Here is an 18,403-nt window from a genome sequence, read left to right as displayed (position 1 = left end):
AAAGTTCAGAAGATCTGTGGATAACTTAGTGGGGGTTGACGGCCTCCGCAGTTGGCCGCCCGCCATGCGAGTCCCCTATATCCGCTGATCCCACAGGGGAAACGGACCTCTGTGCGACCCGAGGAGGGCGCTCCTCGCGTCATGCACAAGATCCCCTACCGTCTGTGGATAACTTTTTCGTTGAAGGGTTGAAGGGGAGCCATGGCCGTCAGCCGAGTAGCATCAGGGTTCGCGCCACACCGGCGATGACCAGCACCAGCGCCACCGCGGCGCAGGTACCGTACTGCACCAGGGTCCGCCTCTCGCGCGGCGCGTGCACCATGGCGTAGGCGATCGCCGCGCCCACGATCAGCCCACCCAGATGCGCCTGCCAGGCGATGTTCAAGCCTGGCATAAAGGTGATGACCAGGTTGATGACCAGAAGAACGACGATGGGGCGCATGTCGTAACGCATCCGCCGCATCAGCACCGCGGTGGCCCCGAACAATCCGAAGATCGCTCCCGAGGCGCCCAGTGAGAGCTGGTTCTGCGCCATCAGCCAGTATGTCAGGACATTACCGCCGAGTGCGGACAGCAGATACAGCGCGAGGAACCGGCTACGGCCCAGGGCGGCCTCCAGCGGTGGGCCGAGGAACCACAGCGCCATCATGTTGAAGCCGATGTGCCAGATCTCCTGGTGGAGAAAGGCCGACGTCAGCAGCCGGTACCACTCACCATCCGCGACACCTATCCAGTCGCTGCCGAACAGATCGACGGACGCGTAGCCAATCATCCCGAGCTCGGTGACCAGCTGATCGCCGACCGACAGCACCGCGATGAAGACCGCGACGTTCATCCCCAGGAGGATCTTGGTGATCAGCCGGGTATCCCGCACGAGCGTGCCGCCGGCGAGCGTGCGCGGCTGGTTGGCGGCCGGGCCATGTCCGGTGCCGGAGCCGCCGCGCACACAGTCCGGGCACTGATAGCCCACCGAGGCGGCGATCATGCAGTCGGGGCAGATCGGCTTCTCGCACCGGGTGCAGCTGATACCGGTCTCCCGGTCCGGATGCCGGTAGCAGCCCGGCAACTGGTGTTGCCGGCCGCCCTGACCACCCTGCTGGTCCTCCATGGCTCCCCTTCCACCCTTCCGTCCACCTGCCCGTGCCCGCTGTACCGACCCCGTGCCCACCCTGCACGCCACGTACGCCACATACGCCACATACGGAATCCGCCCCATCTGTCTTACGGACAGATGGGGCGGAGCGGTTCCCCGGACCGGGGGATCAGCGACGCTCGATGACGACCGACTCGATCACGACATCCTGCACCGGGCGGTCGGTGCGCGGGTTCGTCTGGGTGCTCGCGATCGCGTTTACGAGCTTCTTCCCGGCCTCGGTCGCGACCTCACCGAAGATGGTGTGCTTACCGGTCAGCCAGGCCGTCGGCGAGACGGTGATGAAGAACTGCGAGCCGTTGGTGCCCGGACCGGCGTTGGCCATGGCCAGCAGGTACGGCTTGTCGAAGGCGAGGTCCGGGTGGATCTCGTCACCGAACTCGTACCCGGGACCACCGGTGCCGTTACCCAGCGGGTCGCCGCCCTGGATCATAAAGCCGCTGATCACCCGGTGGAAGACCGTGCCGTCATACAGCTTGTCGGTGGACTTCTTACCGGTGGCCGGATGCGTCCACTCGCGGGAGCCCTCAGCGAGCTCAACGAAGTTCTTGACCGTCTTCGGCGCGTGGTTCGGGAAGAGCTGAACCTCGATGTCGCCTTGGTTGGTCTTCAGGGTGGCGTAAAGCTGCTCAGCCACGATCTACCTTCCATAGTCCTCTGTGACGTTTCCCGATCCTCCCATGTACGAGAACCGGAGGTGCGCGAAGCCCCCATAGGGGTGGTGACCGGACGAGAGGCTGCCGAATGCCAGTCGTACCAGAGCACGATGGCGCGAATCATGGCATTGTCGGCTTCAAGCCACAAAGACGCGGTACTACGTGACCCGGATGCCCACCCGCACATGCCGCATCCCAGACAACCAGGCATGATCTTCAAACGGGTGTAAAGGCGACAACCGACACGCCACCGAGGAGGAGAACACCGTGACCCGCAAGGACAGCGTGCGCGCCGCGAAGAGCACCACGAAGGACAGCGTGCGGCACGCCTTGGACGCGGTGGCGCCCAGGGTGAGCCATGCCGCGCGGCAGGCCCAGTGCGCCGCACAGGAGCAGTACGAGCACCGGCTGGCACCGCGTATTTCGCACGCTCGTCAGAATCTGCCATCGGCCGTCGACCATGCCGCGACCCGCGCCGCCGAACAGACCCTCAGGGCCGCCCGCCAGGCCGCCGAGTACACCGCCCCCAGGATGGAAGCGGCCCGCGTGGCCGCCGGACCGGCCCGGGAGGAAGCACTCGCCCGCTCCACGGCCGCGCTCGCCGCGCTCCGTGGCGAGGTCACCCCGGCCGAGGTGCGAAAGCTCAGCCGGAAGCGGGCGCGCCGGGCCCGTAACGGCAGGGTGTTCAAGCGCCTGGTCATGCTGAGCGTCCTCACGGGTGTCGCCGTCGCCGCCTGGCGCTGGTGGGACAAGCAGGCCAACCCCGACTGGCTGGTCGAGCCGCCGGCTCCCACGGAGGTGGATGACCGCTCCCCGATCAGCCCGACCGAAGGCGCGCCCCTCGAAGCCGAGGTCGAGACAGAGGCCAAGACGGAACGCGAAGAACCCCACTGAGCGCCCATCCGCCACCACCGAGGGCCGTGGACTCGCCGGAGTCCACGGCCCTCACCCTTGCTGCTCCCCTGCTTCTCCCCCTGCTGCTCCCCTTGCTGGCGCCGTGACGCCGCCATCGTCGTGGATGGCTCCCGTAACGCCGAGTTTCACCGTTCCGCTCACAGTGTGAGAGCACGACGCTACGCTGAGTAGGCACTCGGTGTTGCCCACCGGCCTTGCCAACACAGGGAGTTGCCATGGCCAAGCCATCCCACGAACTGACGCCCTCGTACTCCAGCCTCCACCTCTTCGGTTACACGATGCGCCGCCACCGCAGGAACGAGGAGTGGTCACTGGCCAAGCTCTCAGACCTCGTCAGCTACGACCGCACACACCTCTACCGCATCGAGATCGGAGAGCGCCGACCGCCACAGGATCTCGCCGCGTCGCTGGACATCGTCTTCGACACGGACAAGCAGTTCACGTTGCTGTGGGAGCTGGTCAACAAGGAGACCTTCCCCAACCGCTACCGGCGCTACATGGACTATGAGTCGCGGGCGACCGTTCTGCAGACCTACATGGCGCAGTCGGTGGATGGCCTTCTCCAGACCGAGGAGTACGCCCGCGCCCAGCTGCGTGCCGGCAATCCCCATGCGAGCGAGGATGAACTCGAAGAGAAGGTCCAGGCCCGCATGGGCCGCAAGAGGCTCCTCACGGCCGACCCGCCAAGTCACCTCTGGGGGATCCTCGATGAGGCCGTGATCCGCCGACCCGTCGGTGGTGAGGCCGTGATGCGCAGGCAGCTCGGCCATCTGGCCGAGTTCGCCGACTCGCCCACCGTGAAACTCCAGGTGCTCCCCTTCTCCCATGGAGAACACGCCCTGATGGGCGGTTCGCTCACCATTCTCAGGCTGAAGGATCATTACTCCTGGGTGGCCTACAAGGAGGGCAACGACTTTGGCCAACTGTTCGAGAACCAGGACGAGGTGACCCAGTTCCAGCTGTCATACGATCTGCTGAGGGCCTACGCCCTCCCCCCGAAGGAGTCCGCAGCCTTCCTCAGAGCAGCCATGGAGGACAGCACGCTATGGGAACCGCCCGGGATCTGAGCACTGCCGCCTGGCGCAAGTCCAGTTACAGCAACCCAGACGGCGGCGCGTGCGTCGAAGTAGCCGCTGGACTCACCGATGTGGTGCCGGTCCGGGACAGCAAGGCCCCGCTCGGTCCGGCACTCATCTTCCCGGCGGCCACCTGGTCAGCCTTCGTCACAGGCGTCCGGCACGGGCAGTTCCGTGCCCCCGTATAGCTATTCGACTCAGCGCGCCAACGGAATGCCCCATTCCGCACCTATTGAGCGAACTTCTGTCTATCCGGTTGGATTTCGGATCGTGGAACCGCCTACGTTCCGTGACGGAGGTGACGCTCAATGTCGGACAACCAGAGCACGCCGTCTGAGCACACGGCACGGCAAGACGCGAACCGAAACCGCCGCCGCTCACCGCCGACGGGGTGCTCGCGGCCTGGAAGGCCCGGCTGACGATCACAGACTACGTATGGGCTGTGGCCGTCTCCATCGTGCCCGTGCTCGTGGAGCGCGGAGAGGCCCGCTACACACTTGCGGAGATCGCCGCCCGCACCGGGCTGAGCGTGCACCGGGTCCATGACTGTCTGCGTTTCCTGCTCAAGCGGGGCTGCATCCGGCAGATCAACGCCACCTCCGACGGCGCCCCGGTCTATGTGCTGCGGCACCCATAGCACCGCTCGCAGCAGCGCCCAAAACGTCACCAGCCGGACCGCCACAATGGCGTTCCGGCTGGTCAGCGAGTGGAGCCTAGGAGAGTCGAACTCCTGACATCTGCCATGCAAAAGTGTGCGAACGGTCTCCGCAGGTCAGCGACCTGCCCTATGGCTCCTCCGGGGCCTCCCGGGACTCCCCTGGTTCCGCGTTTTGGCTGGGATTCGCACGCGGATTGATGGGCGCCCGCTGGACCGCTGAACGCCAGTTCCGTCTGTCGTTGGTGCCCACTGTCCGCGGTCGTCATCGCGTCGTATCGGCCGACCAGCTCAGCTTCCTCGTCGAGTGAACGCAGGAACCCCACCAAGTCGTTGCTCATGAGCCCATCCTCGGCGACGGCCTGCATTTCGCAACAGACCCTAAAGCGTGTTGCAGAAGGCCGTGATCAGGCCATCTCCCCTGTATGTGTAGGGGTGTTGACGGCTGAGCGGGTGTGGGTGGAGACGTTCACCGGGCTGCGGGGCGATCAGTTCGGGCGGCTGCTGAAAGCGGTCCGGGAACGCGGCGGCGAGGGCTGCGGATGGGGACGCCCGTGGCGGCTGCCGCTGGCCGAACGGGTGCTGCTGGTGGCGGTCTACTACCGCACGAACCTCACGATGCGGCAGTTGGCCCCGCTGTTCGGCGTCTCGCCGACCACGGTGTGCCGGGTGATCCAGCGGCTGTTCGCGCTGGAACCGGTCCGGGCCCAGCAGGATGCGGTTGAGCGGTTGTGGATCGTGGACGGCACGCTCATCCCGGTCCGCGACCGGAGCGTGGGCACCTCCTCGCATAACTGCCGGTTCTCGGCGAATGTGCAGGGCATCGTGGATGCGGACACCCGACTCGTGGTGGCCACAGCCCGCCCGGTGCCGGGCACCACCGCGGATGCCAAGGCCTGGCGGGAGGCGGGTCTGGCCGAGCACTGCCGGGGGATGACGGTGCTCGGCGATGGCGCCTACCTCAACACGGGCTTGGTGGTACCGCACCGCAAACGTCCCGGACGGCCGCTGCTGAAGGGCGAGGAGGAGGACAACGCCGCCCACCGCAAGGTCCGCGCCCGCGTCGAGCACGTCTTCAGCCGGATGAAAAACTACAAGATCTTCCGTGACTGCCGACAGCGCGGCGACGGCCTCCACCACGCCGTCCAGGCCGTCGCCCGCATGCACAACCTCGCCCTCGCCGCATGACCATCACACGCCGATCGCCCAGCTCAGACTGCCTGATCACGGCCTTCTGCAACACGCTTTAGGCCGCGTGCCGTGTCTTCCGCAGGCTGCTTGTGCCACTGGGCGTACGTGAGAGGAAACTGTGCGGCCGGAAGCAAGGTCTGCACGATCGTGCGGGGCCAGACGGTCTCGACCACGTCGGGCAGGCCCTTCAGCCCGTCGCAGACGAGCATGAGGACGTCCTCGACGCGGACAGCCAGAGCACCATCTCATCGACACCGATCAGGCGGCGCTGCCGCTTCTTGACGATCTGCGGCTCGAAGGTACCGGCGGAATCGCGGGGCACCTTCACCTCCACCGGGCCGATGTCGGTCAGGCAGGTCACGGTCCTCGGGCTCAACGGCGGATTCGGTCACCTCACATCGTTTCCGTGATCGTTAGATCCGCCATTGTTTGACGGTGTTGCCCACGTCATGGTGGGTGGCTGGCTGTGATTCTTCGAACCGGGTGGGCGTCCGGGGCCCACCGGGCTTGCCGTGTTTCGGCATCCCGGCTGGGAGGGAAGTTCGCGCGGATGGGATGCCCGGCTACTCCACATCGCCAATTGTGGAGCCACAGCCCGCCACCCCCACGGTGATGGGCTGCTGCTCTGGCCCCCGTACGAAGAGGCATCTGCGACCCTGCTCCCTTGGGATTGAAGTGCGCGGGGCGCGCGTTTGTGCATCGCCTTGCCTCTATCTATCGCTACGTGAATGCCTCGTGCTACAACCTACCCATTATTTCTACGCATTTGGGCGGTAGCACCTGGGGCGTTGGGGGGGAGTTTATACGTAGCGGTGTACGGATACTCTGGGTCATCCGTCCTGGAAGACGGGTGTTGGGATGGGCGAAGCGATAAAAGCATGCTGCGCCGAGCACGCGGCGTATCGCTCTCAGGTGGCATCGATGGTTGACTCCATCGTTTCATCGCTCCGGGAAACAGAAGCAGGTCTCGAAGCGTTGCGCGTGGCACTGCGTGAGCTGCAGGTGGCGTGTCAGGCCCCACCGGGGAGAGCGGAGTCGGCGGCTGGGCAGGTGGTCGGCATGGAACTCTCGCAGCAGCTCACGGCGAGGGAGCAGAGTGTTCTGGAGCTACTGGCCCGCGGTTTGACCAACAAGGCCATCGGCGCGGAATTAAGGATTTCTGAGCGGACGGTGAAGAACCACGTCCGGTCGATCTTCGTGAAACTGCGTGCTCGGAGTCGTACGGAGGCTGCCTACATCGCGCTGGCCAGCGGGCAGTCCCGCCAGGCGGGGTCTACTGCATGACGGCTGTTCGGCAAGAGGGCCATTGAGCATGGAGCAGTTCTACTAGTTCGTTGGGTCCTGTCGCTGGTTGCCAGAGCCTGGTAAACACTCGGATTACCACTGCGGGCACCCCCCCCGGCCCGGCAGTAACCCACGTTCCGGAGTTGGTCGGCACCATGAGTGAACCGTGCGTATTCCTCTTTCCCGGCCAGGGGGCCTACTGCCCCGGAATCCTCGGTCTGCTCGCCGATCCCTTGGTCGATGAGACGCTGGATCGGATTGACCAGGCGGCGGAGCGGCTGGGACGTCCGCCGGTTTCGCGGTTGCTGTTGGAGAAGGGCTCGCCCACGCTCGATGAGCTCGTCGAGGAGTCTCCGCCAGATCTCCACTTAGCGATCTTCGCGGCCGAGATGGTGCTCTTCGAGCTGCTGACCCGCCGCTGTGGCCTGCGCCCTGACGTCCTTGCCGGACACAGCTTCGGGGAACTCATCGCCCTGACCGCGGCCGGTGTCTTTGCCCTAGAGGACGGCGTGGCGCTGGTTGCCGCCCGTGACCAGGCGCTGACGGAGGCCCGGCCCGGGGCAGGCGGAATGGTGGCCGTCAATGTGCCGGCAGCCCGGGCCCGGCAGCTGATCGGTGCCACTGGGGAGTGGGCGGTGGAGATCGCCGCCGACAACGGACCCGGGCAGTGTGTGCTGTCCGGCCCGAGGGCGGCGCTGCAGCGGATCCTGAAGGCGGCCGAGGCACTCGGTCTGCAGGCCACGCACCTGCGGGTGCCCTACCCGTTCCACAACCGGATGCTTGCAGGGTCCGCCTGGCTGTTCACCGAGCGCGCAGCCCGCCTGCCGTCACATGCCCCGGGCTACCGGGTGTACTCGCCAATCCTCGGGCGCATTCTGGAGGGCACCGAGGATGCGTCGGAGCTGGTAGCCGCGCACCTGACGCGGCCCACCGGTTTCCACACGGCGCTGCGGGAACTGCACGCCGAAGGGGTGCGGGTGTTCATCGAGTGCGGCCCACGAGGCATTCTCACGGATCTGGTGAGCAGCGCAGTGGTCGGTGTCCGGACGATCGCGCCGCTGCAGTACCGGGTGGATATGGACAGCCTGTTCGCCACGATCCGTGATCTACGCCCGGACGGCGCCGCAGCGGCCGTTCCTGCTCCCCCACCTGCCGGAGGGACACCGGGCGAGGCTGAACACCGCGTTGGCGCGGTCGCCGTGACGCCCGAAGAGACCGCGCCGAGTGACGTCTCGGTGCTTCCCGAGCATGACGTGCTCGTCGCAGAGCTACGGGAGATGTACGCCGATGCCCTGGGCTACCCTCCGGATGTCCTGACGCCACTTGCCGACCTGGAAGCCGACTTGGGCATCGACTCCCTCAAGCAGTCCGGTCTCCTGGCCCAGGCCCTGGAGCGGTACGGGCGGAAGTTGCCGGATTCCGGGGAGCGGCTGACCAGCTACACGACCCTCTCCGCAGTAGCCGACTTCATCAGCGGTCTTCCTGTCGTCATCGACGAGGACGGCGGGGGCGACCAGTGAGCGCGCCAGATGGGGCGGTGCGGGTGGGTGCAGCTGCGATAGTCGCGGCCGTCCGCAATCTCAGCGGCTCGGCACAAAGGACGCTGCCCGACGATGTGGCCGAGCCGGACGGCATCGAGGACCCCTTGGATGGGGTAGAGCACGCCGACCACATTCGGGCGTCCGCGGCGGCCCCCGGCGCCGTGGCCACACCAAGGGACGACCGTGCGACTGATCACGGTGAGGCCGATGCAGTCGCGGTGGTCGGCATGGGCGTGGTCGTGCCGGGAGCCGGTGATCCCAAGTCGTTCTGGGCGCTGCTGCTGGCCGGCCAGCCTGCCTTCAGCGAACCGGGGGATCGCTTTCCACTGGAGTACTTCTGGTCGCCGGATACGGACGCGGAGGATCGTACCTACAGTCGGCACGCGGGATACATCCGGCAGAAACCGGCAGTCGGCGTCAACGACGGCGACCACGTGAGCTGCTGGCTGCGCCAGGCGCTGCTGCAGTGCGGGGCGGCGCGGCTGACCGTCGGCGGGCAGGCACGTAGCGCCTGCTTCATCGGAGGTTGGAATGAGGGCAGCCAGCACGTGGAGGAGAGCGCGGTCGTCGAGACCGCGGCAGACGGCATCGCGGCGCGCTGGCCTGGAACGGCCGACGACGACCTGCGCGACAGGCTCCGGGCGGCGCTGCGCAGCAACTATCCGCACGCCGGCCGGGTGACGCGTCACCTGCCGCTTGCGGCGACCAGGGCCGCCATCGAAGGGCTGCTGCCAGCGGATACCCCGGTACAGGTGGTGGATACCGCCTGCTCCTCGTCCCTCTTCGCCATCGATCTGGGGGTCAAGAGCCTGCTCGTCGGCGACTGCGACGTCGCTTTCTGCGGTGGTGCCCACTCCTTCCGGCCGCGTTTCAGTGTGGAGTTCGCGAAGCTGCAGGGGTTGAGCCGCTCCGGTCGGGTGTTGGCCTTCGACCCGCGGGCTGATGGCGTACTGTTCGCCGACGGCGCCGGCCTGGTGGCACTGAAGCGGCTCAGCCGCGCTCGCGCCGACGGTGACCGCGTGCTCGCCGTACTCGCCGGATTCGGTGCGGCCTCCGACGGCCGGGGCAAAGCCATCTACGCCCCCAACGCCACCGGGCAGGAGCGAGCCCTGGCCCGCGCCCGAGCCGTAAACAGTGTGGCGGCCGGCGCGGTGGACTGGGTGGTGGCCCACGGCACCGGAACACCGGCCGGCGACGCCGTGGAACGAAACACCCTCCACCAAGCCGCGCCACCCGGTGGTCTACTGTGCACATCCAACAAGTCCCTGGTGGGCCATACCGGGTGGTCGGCAGGCGTGGTCTCCGTGGTACACGCCCTGCTGGGGCTGGCCCACGACACCGTGCCCGCGCAACGACCCTGTGAACCTGCGCAGGATACGCACACCACAGACCGGGTGCGCATCCCTATCAGACACACCTCCCTGCCCCGCCGCACGGACCGCCCTCGGACGGTCGGCGTGTCCTCCTTCGGCTTCGGCGGCACCAACGCCCACCTTCTCCTGCAGGATGAACCAGCGCCCGCAGCCACGCCGCCTCGAGCCCTGCCGCCGATCCTCGGCACCGAAGACGAAGTGGTGATCGTGGACTGGACGGCCCATCTGCCGGGGATACCGGACGCTGTTGAGATCCGGCGCCGCCTGGCCGCTGGCCTTCCCCCTGCCGAGCAGCGCAGCTTCAGTACGCCCTACCCGGTGCCGCCCCTGAGCGGACTGCGACTCCCGCCACGTACCACGGCAGCCATGGATCGCAGTCAGCTGATGGCCTTGCAGGCCGCGGGTCGGCTCACCGGACCGGCCGATACTGCGTTGTGGGACGGGCTGGAGGAGACCAGTGGGGTATTCGCCGCCTTCAGCGGCCTCCCCGTCAAAGGCCTGGATGCGAACATCCGCTGCTACGCCGACTCACTTCGCGCGTTCGCCGAATCCGCCCCCATCGACGAGCGGATCGACAGGGACGCGCTGCGTTCCGCCACTGAGGCATTCATCTCCGCCGTGCGATCCCGGGCCCCGGCCACAGGTGAGGACTCCCTGCCCGGCCTGATGCCCAACATCATCGCGGCACGTATCGCGAACCACCACGATCTGCACGGGCCCACCATGACCCTCGACACCGGCACCACCTCCGGCCGCACCGCGCTGCGCACCGCCGAACGCTACCTACGTCATGGCGAACTGGACTTGGCCCTCGTCATCGGGGTAAGCGGCGGCAGCGAGCCGCTGTATGCACAGTTGCACGAGCTGAGCGAGACCGCGCCGGCGGAGGGCGCCTTCCTTATCGCACTCGCCCGGGTCTCTACCGCCCGCGACCATGCCTGGCCCGTCCTAGAGCACCTGTCGGATGCACTTGTCCGCCTGCCGAAGCGCCCACAGACCACCGAAGACCGCACCTACCTGGCAGCAGATGATCTCATGACCGTGATCAAGCAACTCCCCGCCGAAGCAGCGTCCGGCCAGACGCGCAGGAAGACCTCCCGCTACCTGCCCCAATGGCACCCCGCGGGACCGCTTCACGCCGAACCCTCCGGGCCGATACTCCCATCCCGCACCCTGATCATCGCGGACCCGGCAAGCAGTACAGTCCTGCGTCCCATGGTGCGCAGCAGCCCCTTCTGCCACCTGCTCGCCGTCCGAGCCGATGACGACCTCGCGCAAGCGGTGGGCGACGCACTGAGCGGGACCACGCCGCCCTTCCAGCACGTACGCGTCGTCGCGTCACTGCACGGCGCCCCCAGCTGGCCATCCCTCGCCGCCGTCCAGGAAGCAACATTCCTGGCCGTACAGGCCCTCCACGGCTCCCTGAACAGCGGCGGATCGCTGGCCACAACCGTGCTCACACCCTTTGTCCGTCAGGCCCCTCACCCCTACGCGAGCCTCCTCACCGGACTCGCCAAGAGCCTCGCCTGGGAGATGACCGGCTGCACCGTCACCGCACTGCTCACCGACACCCGAGAGCCGACATCCGCGCTGAAGGCGCTGGCCGCCGAGGCCGAGCGCCACCAGGGATTCCCGGTCGTCATGCACAACGCGCAGACCCGGCTTGTGCAGCGCCTCAGCCCCCGTAAGACGCCCCCTGGCACACTGCCGCTCGAGCCCGGAGCCGTCGTCGTGGTCACCGGCGGCGCCCGCGGCATCACCGCCGCCTGCATGCTCGGTCTGGCCCGTCGCATGCCGCTGAAGCTGTGGCTGCTCGGCTCCAGCCGTCTCACCGATGTTCCAGCCGAGCTCCTGGACGCCACCGACGATCAACTTCCCGCCCAGCGCGCCCGCTACATCAGCGAGCAGCGCGCCAACGATGCGTCCCGATCGGTACGGGACATCAACGCCGCCTTCAACAGGCTGCTCAACGCCCGCGAATCACAGCGCAACCTGCTCACGCTACGCGGGCTGTGCGGCGCCGACAGCGTGCACTTCCTCACCTGCGACGTCACCGACCCCACCGCGGTCGAGACCGCTGCGAATCACGTGCGCGTCAGCGACGGGCACGTCGACCTGCTCGTCCACGGCGCGGGCCTGCACTACCCAGGGGAAATCACCCGGCTGGACACCACGGCCCTCCACCACATCCGCGACGTCAAAGTCAAGGGCTACCACCACCTGCGCGCGGCCTTCTCCGGCACCCTCGCGCCAAGCCTGTGGTGCAACTTCGGCTCCATGGCCTCGGTGATGGGGTTGCCCGGTGAAAGCATCTATGCCCCGCCCAATGACTTCCTCGCCGCAGCCGCCGAGGCCACCGGAAAAGCCAGCGGCGAATTCACCATCGCCTGGACTCTCTGGGGTGAAACCGGACTCGGGACCGGACCGATCAGCGATGCCTGGGCCACCAGCTCGAGCCGACTCACCAAGACGCCCACTGACGAGGGGGTGGCACACTTCCTCGACGAACTTTCCCGCCAGCCCGGCGAACCCCTGATCGCCTTCATCGGCGAGGCCGAAAGCCGCGCCCTCCACCACCAATTCCCCGGCTTCCTCAGCCCACCCCAAGCCCCAGTATCCTCCCCGGCCCCAAAACCCTCACCACCTGCGCGCGGGCTGCTGGGTCCCGCCATCGAGAAGTCGCACACCAGCGCCCGCTGGCAGGTCACCTTCGACCTCCACCAGCACCCCTACTTGCTGGACCATGTCGCCGACAACCGTCCGACCGTGCCCGGCGCCCTCCTCCTGGCGCTTGCCGCCGAAGCCGGCAAAGCCCTCGCTCCGGGGCTTCGGCTGCACAGCCTGCGCGACATCGCGTTCACCGCGTTCGTCCGCACCCTGAAAGGCCGGCCCCCGACCACCCTGAAGATCACTGCCCAGGTGGTCGGCGACCCGGCCACCATCCACCGCGCCATCGCCGTAACCGGCTGCACGGACACCACCACGCCCAACGGCCGAGTGCTGGCCCGTGACCGTGAGCACTTCCGGGCCACCGTCCTTCTGGGAGGGCCCACCGCGGCCCCCGCTCCAACCGGCCCCCTGCCCGACGAGAACGACTGGAGCACGGTCACCGACCCGTATTACGCACCCGACTGCCCCGTCCGCCTCTCCGGCATCTTCCAGGCCACTGAACGCCAGCGCACTGCCGCGCGAGCCAGCGCCGCGGAATGGAAGCCCCGGGCCGACCAGACCGACGCCGGCATTCCGGGAACGCCTATCCCGGTCACACTGCTTGACGCCCTGCTTCGCACCCCCGCGCTGCACAAGAAGGACGGCAGGACGCAAGCAGTCTTCGTCCCCCGCCAACTGGCCCGCGTCACCGTCTACGACGAAGGTGACGACGCCTCCTTCGCCCACACCCATCCATCCGGCATCAGCTTGCGCTACACAGCCGACTCCGGCACTTGCACCGCCCTCGCAGCGGACGGCCGTATCCTGGCCCAAGTCACCGGTATAGACGCCGTCACTGTGGCCCAGGTACCCGGGTAACGCCATGGCACCCACCCTCCTCCACACCCACCTGCGCTGCCCCGCAGGCCAGGTCGAGCTGTGGTGGCACACCTCAACTGTGCCACCGCGGCTGGGAAGCGGACGCCGGCTACTCACCCTCGCCGCCAGCCACGCCCTGCACCTACCGCCCCAGCAGATCCCCCTGTACCGGGACGAGGCCGGGCGGCCCGCGCTCCTGCGCCCGCGCGGCCTGCCGCCCATCGGGCTCAGCGTCTCCCACAGCAGCCTGACAACCGTGGCCGCACTGGCCGAAGGCTTTTCCGTCGGCATCGACATCGAAGCCACCCTCCAGGTGCCCGGCCCGCCCCTGCTGCGGATGGCTCTCACCGCACTTGAGCGAGCCGAGTTGTCCCTGGCGCCGCCACATGACAAGACGGCAGCCTTCCACCAGATCTGGACCGCCAAGGAGGCCGTGGCCAAAGCCATCGGGTGGCCATTGGTGCGCTCCTTGGTTGACATCGAGGTAGCTCTCCACCCCCGGCCGCACCTGGAGCGGCTGGGCAAGGACTCCAACCCAAACGGATGGCAGCTGTCTCCCCTCACCCCGCCACAACAGCCCGCCGTCGCAACCCTCGCGGTCCTGGCCCCCTTCGCCGGCCCCGGCGAACACAGCGCGCCTATCAGCGAAGGGGGAAGACAGGGCGGGGCGGCGCCTAGGGCCTCCTACTCCGCGTCGCCTCCATAGGCGTCAGCCGGGAACCCCTCAAGAACCTGGAAGCGGTCCAGCGTCTGAAGAACACCGCCCTAGCCTGCGCGGTCGCCGTCATGACCGTGGTAGCCGTCATCCACGTGGCCGCACCCGAGCTCATCTTGGCACCGTTCTTCGTACCCGGCGAGCACGTCGAGATCGCCATCTCCACCAACCTGCTCCTCGTCGCCGCTGTGACGCAGTTCTTCGACTGCCCCAGGACATCGGCGTCGGACTGCTGCGCGGACTGGACGAGACCAAGGGCGGCTTCCGCGTCACCCTCATCGGCAGCTGGCTGATCGGCCTACCCGCCGCCTGGCTGCTCGGCTGGACACCACGCTGAGACGCCATCCGCTTTCCGAACGTGATCGTTTAATTCGGGCTGGGGCGGACATGAACTCCGGTCAGCGGCGGGGGAGATGGGCGTGGGTCGTTCGTTCGTCTCGCTCGTGGAGGTGGCTGGTGCCGCCGGTGCTCGGTCTGCTGGAGACTCGGGAGAAGAAGGTCCGGGAAGAGGTGGTGCTCTACGGGAGGAAGCCCAGCGGGTGCAGGCCGCGCTCCAGACGGCGGAACACTATCTTGAGCGGTTGGGCAACGCGCGGGTGACGGTCGCGGAGGTACTGGCCGGCGAGCCGTCGGCCGCGGAAACAGCGCCGGTCACGACCAGATACCCAGCCCCTCTTCACGGTTGCCGACCATGCCGACCGTTCGCATGTGCCGATCGACATGGGTAACCATCCGTAGTCCACAAGCGGAGGCGGAAGCGCGGACCCCGCCAGAGAGTCAGCGATGTCAGCGAAAACGCTGACTAGGAGTTTTGCTGTCAGCGTTCATGTCAGCGACCGTCAGCGTTGTCAGCGATATTCGGTTTTTCGCTGACACCGCTGGCGATTTCGGGACCCCCACCCTCCGGTCAACAGCTCACATCACTCAGCGTGTTCGAGGTGGGGCTTGGGGAACCGGCGGCGAGCTGACCGGATGTGCTCGCACACCGGTGCCAGCGGCGTGAAGGCCGCCCCGGTCTCCTGCGACAGAGCCGGGAAGAACTTCTGGGCCATCGGCGACTGCCCCGAGGTGGTCCAGTGGTAGCCATCCGTGTCCTGCATTGCCCGCAGCACCAAGCGCCGTCCCAGGCCCTGCCGCTGCCAGCCATCGACAATGGAGATCTTGGCGATGACGCCACGGCGGCACGGATGGCAGATTTTCCAGATCAAGGTCGCAGAATCGTGGCCGAGGCGGCTGCAGACTTTGATGACCTGGTGATCGCCGTTCTCCTGGTTTGGGTAGTACAGGAAGAACCGCTCGGCACGTGGATGACGCATTCGCATCCACCACCACTCGAACTCGCTCAGTCCGTCCGGCTTCATGGCTCCCCCCTGGTGTTCGGATCACCGACCGAGCCGGACAGCTCAGCCTGTGTAGCTGAGCTGCAGCACGGTCACCGTCTTCGTCACCTGGCCGACCAGGAGCACGGCGATCACGTGCTCGGTCACGAGCATGCGCACCACGCCGTCGTCCTCGCCGTACGGCTCGGTCGCGCCGATCGGGTCTTCACAGGCTGCCGCGAGGGCGAGCGGTGACCGTTCACTTGCGGCCGGCGGCATGGCGTCCTGCACGGCTTCCGTACCGGTGCCGTACTTGAGGCGGAACGTCATCAGGCGACGCCGCGAGCGCGTGCGGCAGCGGCCTCGGCCTGGATGCGGTCGGTCACGTCGATCCACTCGCCGGGGATCTCCCCGGTCTCGGCCTCGACCCGGGCGAGCTCGCGTCCGCGCTCGGCGGCAGCCGCGAGGTCGGCAGCGATCCGCTGCCACTTGGCGAAGACGGTGACGATCTCGTGCACAGGGGCCCGGTTGATCTCACTGAGGAACCGCTGCTTGGCTGCAGGGCTACTCAGCGCCTCGCAGATCGTCTCGATGGTCCAGCTCCGCTCGCTCATCGCGTGAGCCTCCCGCAGTCGTCGCGAGTCCCGTGACACACGGTACGCGCGGACGACCGTCGCTGGGGAGAAGAAGGCCGACAGGCGGGTGTCACGAGGCATCGGCGCAACCCTCCCGGGAGCGGACGATGGCCCGGCGGCCGCGGCTGACCTCGATCAGGCCTTCCTTCTTGAGCTGCGCGAAGGCCCGGTGTGCGGTGCCGTGGGAGATCACGTACGTCGCCGCCAGGTCCTCAAGCGTAGGGAACTCGGAGGCGGGCGCCATGACGCCGTCCTCGATGGCCTCGCGGAGTTCTGCGGTGACCTTCTCCCAGGGAGCGAGCTCGCCGTCCAGAGGCGAGGCGTCGCGGGGCCCCGGCAGGCGGGCAGGGAGGATCTCGGCGGCGCGCTGGTCGGCGACCTCGACCCAGGCCGCGTAGTGCCGCAGTGTCGTGGCGCCCGTGCTGTGGCCGTGGCGGCCGGAGACGGTGCGGAGGTCGACGCCGGCGACGATGAGCTCGGTGACCGAGTAGTCGCGGAGCGACTGCAGGCGGGTGCTGCGGAGCTTGTGGCGGCGGGCTTCGCGCCCGTATCGCTGGGTGACGGTGTTCTTCGTGATGGGCTCGGAGCCGTCGGGCTCGAGCGAGAAGACGTAGCTCTCGGGCGTGATCTTCCCTTTGCAGGCGGCGGCCCGCTTCTGGTGCCGTTCGAGGTGGTCGCGGAGAACACTCACGGTGAGGGGGTCAATCGCGATGCGCCGGATTCGCCTGGTCTTGGTCTTCTTCAAGCGGTTGCGCTTGTTGGTCGCCCGCCGTACAGACAGGACGCTGTTGTCGAAGTCGACATTCATCCAGCGCAGTCCGCACAGCTCACCGCAGCGGCAGCCAGTGACGGCCACGAGGAAGAGGAGAGTGCCCCAGTCCAGGTCACGCTGCCAGGCGCTGTTGAGCACGGCCGCGACCTCGGCGTCCGAGGGCGGATCGGGCTCCGGCTCGTCCTCGGGCGGTGCGTCGACCAGGTCCATGGGGTTGCTGCTGATGTAGTCCCAGCGGAAAGCACGCTCCAGGGCCGGCCGAAGGATGTAGTGCAGCTTACGCAGGTAGCCGTTGGAGAGCGGCCTGCACTCGTGGATCTTTCCCGTCGTGGGGTCGGGCCTGCCGTTGCGCTTCCCCTCACGCTGCTCGCGGCAGCGTTCCAATCGCGCATAGAAGAGTTCCACAGCCTGTGGATGAAGCTTCGCGGCCTGCACCTCCCCGAAGATCGGCCGCAGGTGCATGCGGATCGCGATCTCGTACCGCTCGCGGGTGTCCTCTTCCAGCCGCGCGACCGCCATCCACTGGTCGATCGCCTACCCGACCGTGATCTTGGTTTTGGGGTGTCTCTGCTCGTCGGCCTGCGCGAGCAGCCGCGTACGCGCCTTCTCGGCGCTCTTGATGTCGTGGGCGCTCTCGGAGAGGTAGATGCGCTTCTTGGTCAGCGGGTCGAGGCCGGCGTAGATGCGGACCTCGTAGACGCCGTTGCGCTGCCGGATGTTGCCCCGCTGCCGGTGCTGTGTGGTCATGCCCGGACCGTATTGATGGGATTCCTGATGGGCATGTGGAACCAGCCAGGGCGCCGATACGGCGTCCTGGCTGGTCAAACGAGTGGAGCCTAGGAGAGTCGAACTCCTGACATCTGCCATGCAAAGACAGCGCTCTACCAACTGAGCTAAGGCCCCGCTGGCCCTAGAGTACCCGGTCCCCCGGCCTGTTTCCGACCGGGTATCGCCCCGGGCACACCGGCTCCGTAGGATGCTCCGCAAGTTCGCTGGCGCGAAGCGGACAGGGGAGACTCAGGGGAGAGATTCATGGACGCAGCACAGCAGGAATCCACGGCGAAGGCGCGCGAGCTGCAGAGCGCCTGGTATGGCGAACCACTCGGGACTCTCTTCCGTCGGCTGATCGATGATCTGGGCCTCAACCAGGCTCGGCTCGCCACGGTGCTCGGGCTGTCGGCTCCCATGCTCTCCCAGCTGATGAGCGGACAGCGCGCCAAGATCGGAAACCCGGCCGTCGTACAGCGGGTGCAAGCACTTCAGGAGCTGGCCGCGGAGGTCGCGAGCGGGCATGTGAGTGCCGCCGAGGCCACCCAGCGGATGGACGAGATCCGCCGTACCGCCGGACAGAGTGTGCTCAACAGCACCTCGAACACCAGCACTTCAGGGCAGCAGACGACGGTGAAGCGCGCCGTGCGGGAAATTCAGGCGCTGCTGCGCTCGATCTCGGACGCCCAGGACATCATCGAGGCGTCGCAGACACTCGCCGACAGCCACCCGGAGCTGGCAGAGTTCCTTCGGGTGTACGGCGCTGGCAAAACCTCGGACGCCGTCAAGCACTACGAAGCCCACCAGGGCTGACTGAGCTGA

The 18,403-nt window shown here is 67.3% G+C and carries 19 protein-coding genes, 1 tRNA gene and 2 pseudogenes; 12 read left to right on the top strand and 10 right to left on the bottom strand.

Annotation, left to right across the window (positions count from 1 at the left end; all coding sequences use genetic code 11):
- Nucleotides 1–208: 208 nt before the first annotated feature.
- Both test1122_RS13220 and test1122_RS13215 read right to left on the bottom strand, forming a co-directional pair.
- Nucleotides 209–1,108 carry a rhomboid family intramembrane serine protease gene (locus test1122_RS13220; RefSeq protein ID WP_232269371.1) on the bottom strand — a complete coding sequence of 300 codons (900 nt, stop codon included), beginning with the start codon at nt 1,106–1,108 and terminating at the stop codon, nt 209–211.
- 154 nt (nt 1,109–1,262) lie between these two features.
- Nucleotides 1,263–1,790 (bottom strand): peptidylprolyl isomerase, encoded by a 528-nt coding sequence (locus test1122_RS13215; protein WP_232269370.1) that lies wholly within the window; start codon nt 1,788–1,790, stop codon nt 1,263–1,265.
- A gap of 286 nt (nt 1,791–2,076) precedes the next feature.
- On the opposite strand from test1122_RS13215, the gene test1122_RS13210 reads away from it, so the two are divergent.
- From test1122_RS13210 to test1122_RS13185, 6 genes are all read left to right on the top strand, one after another.
- Complete coding sequence (locus test1122_RS13210) at nt 2,077–2,703, top strand: DUF5324 family protein (RefSeq protein WP_232269369.1); 627 nt, start codon at nt 2,077–2,079, stop codon at nt 2,701–2,703.
- Between the two features lie 236 nt (nt 2,704–2,939).
- On the top strand, nt 2,940–3,791 hold the full coding sequence (locus tag test1122_RS13205; protein WP_232269368.1) for a helix-turn-helix domain-containing protein: 852 nt from the start codon (nt 2,940–2,942) through the stop codon (nt 3,789–3,791).
- The gene (locus test1122_RS13200; RefSeq protein ID WP_232269367.1) at nt 3,770–3,988 is read left to right on the top strand and encodes a DUF397 domain-containing protein; all 219 of its coding nucleotides are present in this window, start codon (nt 3,770–3,772) and stop codon (nt 3,986–3,988) included. Before test1122_RS13205 ends, test1122_RS13200 begins: the two co-directional genes overlap by 22 nt.
- Nucleotides 3,989–4,191: 203 nt before the next feature.
- Nucleotides 4,192–4,437 (top strand): winged helix-turn-helix domain-containing protein, encoded by a 246-nt coding sequence (locus test1122_RS13195; RefSeq protein WP_232269366.1) that lies wholly within the window; start codon nt 4,192–4,194, stop codon nt 4,435–4,437.
- Between the two features lie 113 nt (nt 4,438–4,550).
- Nucleotides 4,551–4,766, top strand: a complete 216-nt coding sequence (locus tag test1122_RS13190; RefSeq protein WP_232269365.1) for a hypothetical protein — start codon at nt 4,551–4,553, stop codon at nt 4,764–4,766.
- 103 nt (nt 4,767–4,869) lie between these two features.
- Nucleotides 4,870–5,643 (top strand): transposase family protein, encoded by a 774-nt coding sequence (locus tag test1122_RS13185; RefSeq protein ID WP_232271893.1) that lies wholly within the window; start codon nt 4,870–4,872, stop codon nt 5,641–5,643.
- A 131-nt stretch (nt 5,644–5,774) separates the two neighbouring features.
- On the opposite strand, the pseudogene test1122_RS26815 reads toward test1122_RS13185, so the two are convergent.
- Both test1122_RS26815 and test1122_RS13175 read right to left on the bottom strand, forming a co-directional pair.
- Nucleotides 5,775–5,870: pseudogene (locus tag test1122_RS26815) on the bottom strand (transposase); the annotation flags it as partial.
- Nucleotides 5,870–5,995, bottom strand: a pseudogene (locus test1122_RS13175) (transposase); the annotation flags it as partial. The pseudogenes test1122_RS13175 and test1122_RS26815, both read right to left, overlap by 1 nt.
- 509 nt (nt 5,996–6,504) lie before the next feature.
- Between test1122_RS13175 and test1122_RS13170 the strand changes: the two are divergent.
- The 5 genes from test1122_RS13170 to test1122_RS13150 all read left to right on the top strand — a co-directional run bounded on the left by test1122_RS13170 (nt 6,505) and on the right by test1122_RS13150 (nt 14,380).
- Nucleotides 6,505–6,930, top strand: a complete 426-nt coding sequence (locus test1122_RS13170; protein ID WP_232269363.1) for a helix-turn-helix transcriptional regulator — start codon at nt 6,505–6,507, stop codon at nt 6,928–6,930.
- 155 nt (nt 6,931–7,085) lie between these two features.
- Entirely contained in the window at nt 7,086–8,450 is a 1,365-nt protein-coding gene (locus test1122_RS13165; protein ID WP_232269362.1) for an acyltransferase domain-containing protein, read from the top strand.
- 23 nt (nt 8,451–8,473) lie between these two features.
- Nucleotides 8,474–13,372: an SDR family NAD(P)-dependent oxidoreductase gene (locus tag test1122_RS13160; protein WP_232269361.1), complete on the top strand. Its 4,899-nt coding sequence runs from the start codon at nt 8,474–8,476 to the stop codon at nt 13,370–13,372.
- Nucleotides 13,373–13,376: 4 nt separating this feature from the next.
- Nucleotides 13,377–14,078 (top strand): 4'-phosphopantetheinyl transferase family protein, encoded by a 702-nt coding sequence (locus test1122_RS13155; RefSeq protein WP_232269360.1) that lies wholly within the window; start codon nt 13,377–13,379, stop codon nt 14,076–14,078.
- A gap of 80 nt (nt 14,079–14,158) precedes the next feature.
- A complete protein-coding gene (locus tag test1122_RS13150) occupies nt 14,159–14,380 on the top strand; it encodes a hypothetical protein (RefSeq protein ID WP_232269359.1) in 222 nt (73 codons plus the stop codon).
- 627 nt (nt 14,381–15,007) lie between these two features.
- On the opposite strand, the gene test1122_RS13145 is transcribed toward test1122_RS13150, so the two are convergent.
- From test1122_RS13145 to test1122_RS13120, 6 genes are all read right to left on the bottom strand, one after another.
- On the bottom strand, nt 15,008–15,448 hold the full coding sequence (locus test1122_RS13145; protein WP_232269358.1) for a hypothetical protein: 441 nt from the start codon (nt 15,446–15,448) through the stop codon (nt 15,008–15,010).
- 42 nt (nt 15,449–15,490) lie between these two features.
- Nucleotides 15,491–15,736, bottom strand: coding sequence for a hypothetical protein (locus tag test1122_RS13140; protein WP_232269357.1), 246 nt, complete (start codon nt 15,734–15,736; stop codon nt 15,491–15,493).
- The gene (locus test1122_RS13135) at nt 15,736–16,020 is read right to left on the bottom strand and encodes a hypothetical protein (RefSeq protein WP_232269356.1); all 285 of its coding nucleotides are present in this window, start codon (nt 16,018–16,020) and stop codon (nt 15,736–15,738) included. The genes test1122_RS13140 and test1122_RS13135 overlap by 1 nt, the downstream gene beginning before the upstream one ends.
- Nucleotides 16,021–16,111: 91 nt before the next feature.
- Nucleotides 16,112–17,332, bottom strand: coding sequence for a tyrosine-type recombinase/integrase (locus test1122_RS13130; RefSeq protein ID WP_232269355.1), 1,221 nt, complete (start codon nt 17,330–17,332; stop codon nt 16,112–16,114).
- 15 nt (nt 17,333–17,347) lie between these two features.
- Nucleotides 17,348–17,560: a hypothetical protein gene (locus test1122_RS13125; RefSeq protein WP_232269354.1), complete on the bottom strand. Its 213-nt coding sequence runs from the start codon at nt 17,558–17,560 to the stop codon at nt 17,348–17,350.
- 83 nt (nt 17,561–17,643) lie between these two features.
- Nucleotides 17,644–17,716: transfer RNA gene (locus tag test1122_RS13120), tRNA-Ala, on the bottom strand.
- Between the two features lie 129 nt (nt 17,717–17,845).
- Here test1122_RS13120 and test1122_RS13115 point away from each other — a divergent pair.
- The gene (locus test1122_RS13115) at nt 17,846–18,394 is read left to right on the top strand and encodes a helix-turn-helix domain-containing protein (RefSeq protein WP_232269353.1); all 549 of its coding nucleotides are present in this window, start codon (nt 17,846–17,848) and stop codon (nt 18,392–18,394) included.
- Nucleotides 18,395–18,403 lie beyond the last annotated feature (9 nt).

It is taken from the genome of Streptomyces gobiensis (assembly GCF_021216675.1).
GTDB lineage: Bacteria > Actinomycetota > Actinomycetes > Streptomycetales > Streptomycetaceae > Streptomyces > Streptomyces gobiensis.
This window is presented reverse-complemented; position numbering and strand designations above follow the sequence as displayed.

Coding starts and splice junctions, on each gene's coding strand:
- test1122_RS13220 (WP_232269371.1), bottom strand. CDS start 1,108: ATGGAGGACCAGCAGGGTGGTCAGGGCGGCCGGCAACACCAGTTGCCG.
- test1122_RS13205 (WP_232269368.1), top strand. CDS start 2,940: ATGGCCAAGCCATCCCACGAACTGACGCCCTCGTACTCCAGCCTCCAC.
- test1122_RS13200 (WP_232269367.1), top strand. CDS start 3,770: ATGGGAACCGCCCGGGATCTGAGCACTGCCGCCTGGCGCAAGTCCAGT.
- test1122_RS13170 (WP_232269363.1), top strand. CDS start 6,505: ATGGGCGAAGCGATAAAAGCATGCTGCGCCGAGCACGCGGCGTATCGC.
- test1122_RS13165 (WP_232269362.1), top strand. CDS start 7,086: ATGAGTGAACCGTGCGTATTCCTCTTTCCCGGCCAGGGGGCCTACTGC.
- test1122_RS13155 (WP_232269360.1), top strand. CDS start 13,377: ATGGCACCCACCCTCCTCCACACCCACCTGCGCTGCCCCGCAGGCCAG.
- test1122_RS13150 (WP_232269359.1), top strand. CDS start 14,159: ATGACCGTGGTAGCCGTCATCCACGTGGCCGCACCCGAGCTCATCTTG.
- test1122_RS13145 (WP_232269358.1), bottom strand. CDS start 15,448: ATGAAGCCGGACGGACTGAGCGAGTTCGAGTGGTGGTGGATGCGAATG.
- test1122_RS13140 (WP_232269357.1), bottom strand. CDS start 15,736: ATGACGTTCCGCCTCAAGTACGGCACCGGTACGGAAGCCGTGCAGGAC.
- test1122_RS13135 (WP_232269356.1), bottom strand. CDS start 16,020: ATGAGCGAGCGGAGCTGGACCATCGAGACGATCTGCGAGGCGCTGAGT.
- test1122_RS13130 (WP_232269355.1), bottom strand. CDS start 17,332: ATGGCGGTCGCGCGGCTGGAAGAGGACACCCGCGAGCGGTACGAGATC.
- test1122_RS13125 (WP_232269354.1), bottom strand. CDS start 17,560: ATGACCACACAGCACCGGCAGCGGGGCAACATCCGGCAGCGCAACGGC.
- test1122_RS13115 (WP_232269353.1), top strand. CDS start 17,846: ATGGACGCAGCACAGCAGGAATCCACGGCGAAGGCGCGCGAGCTGCAG.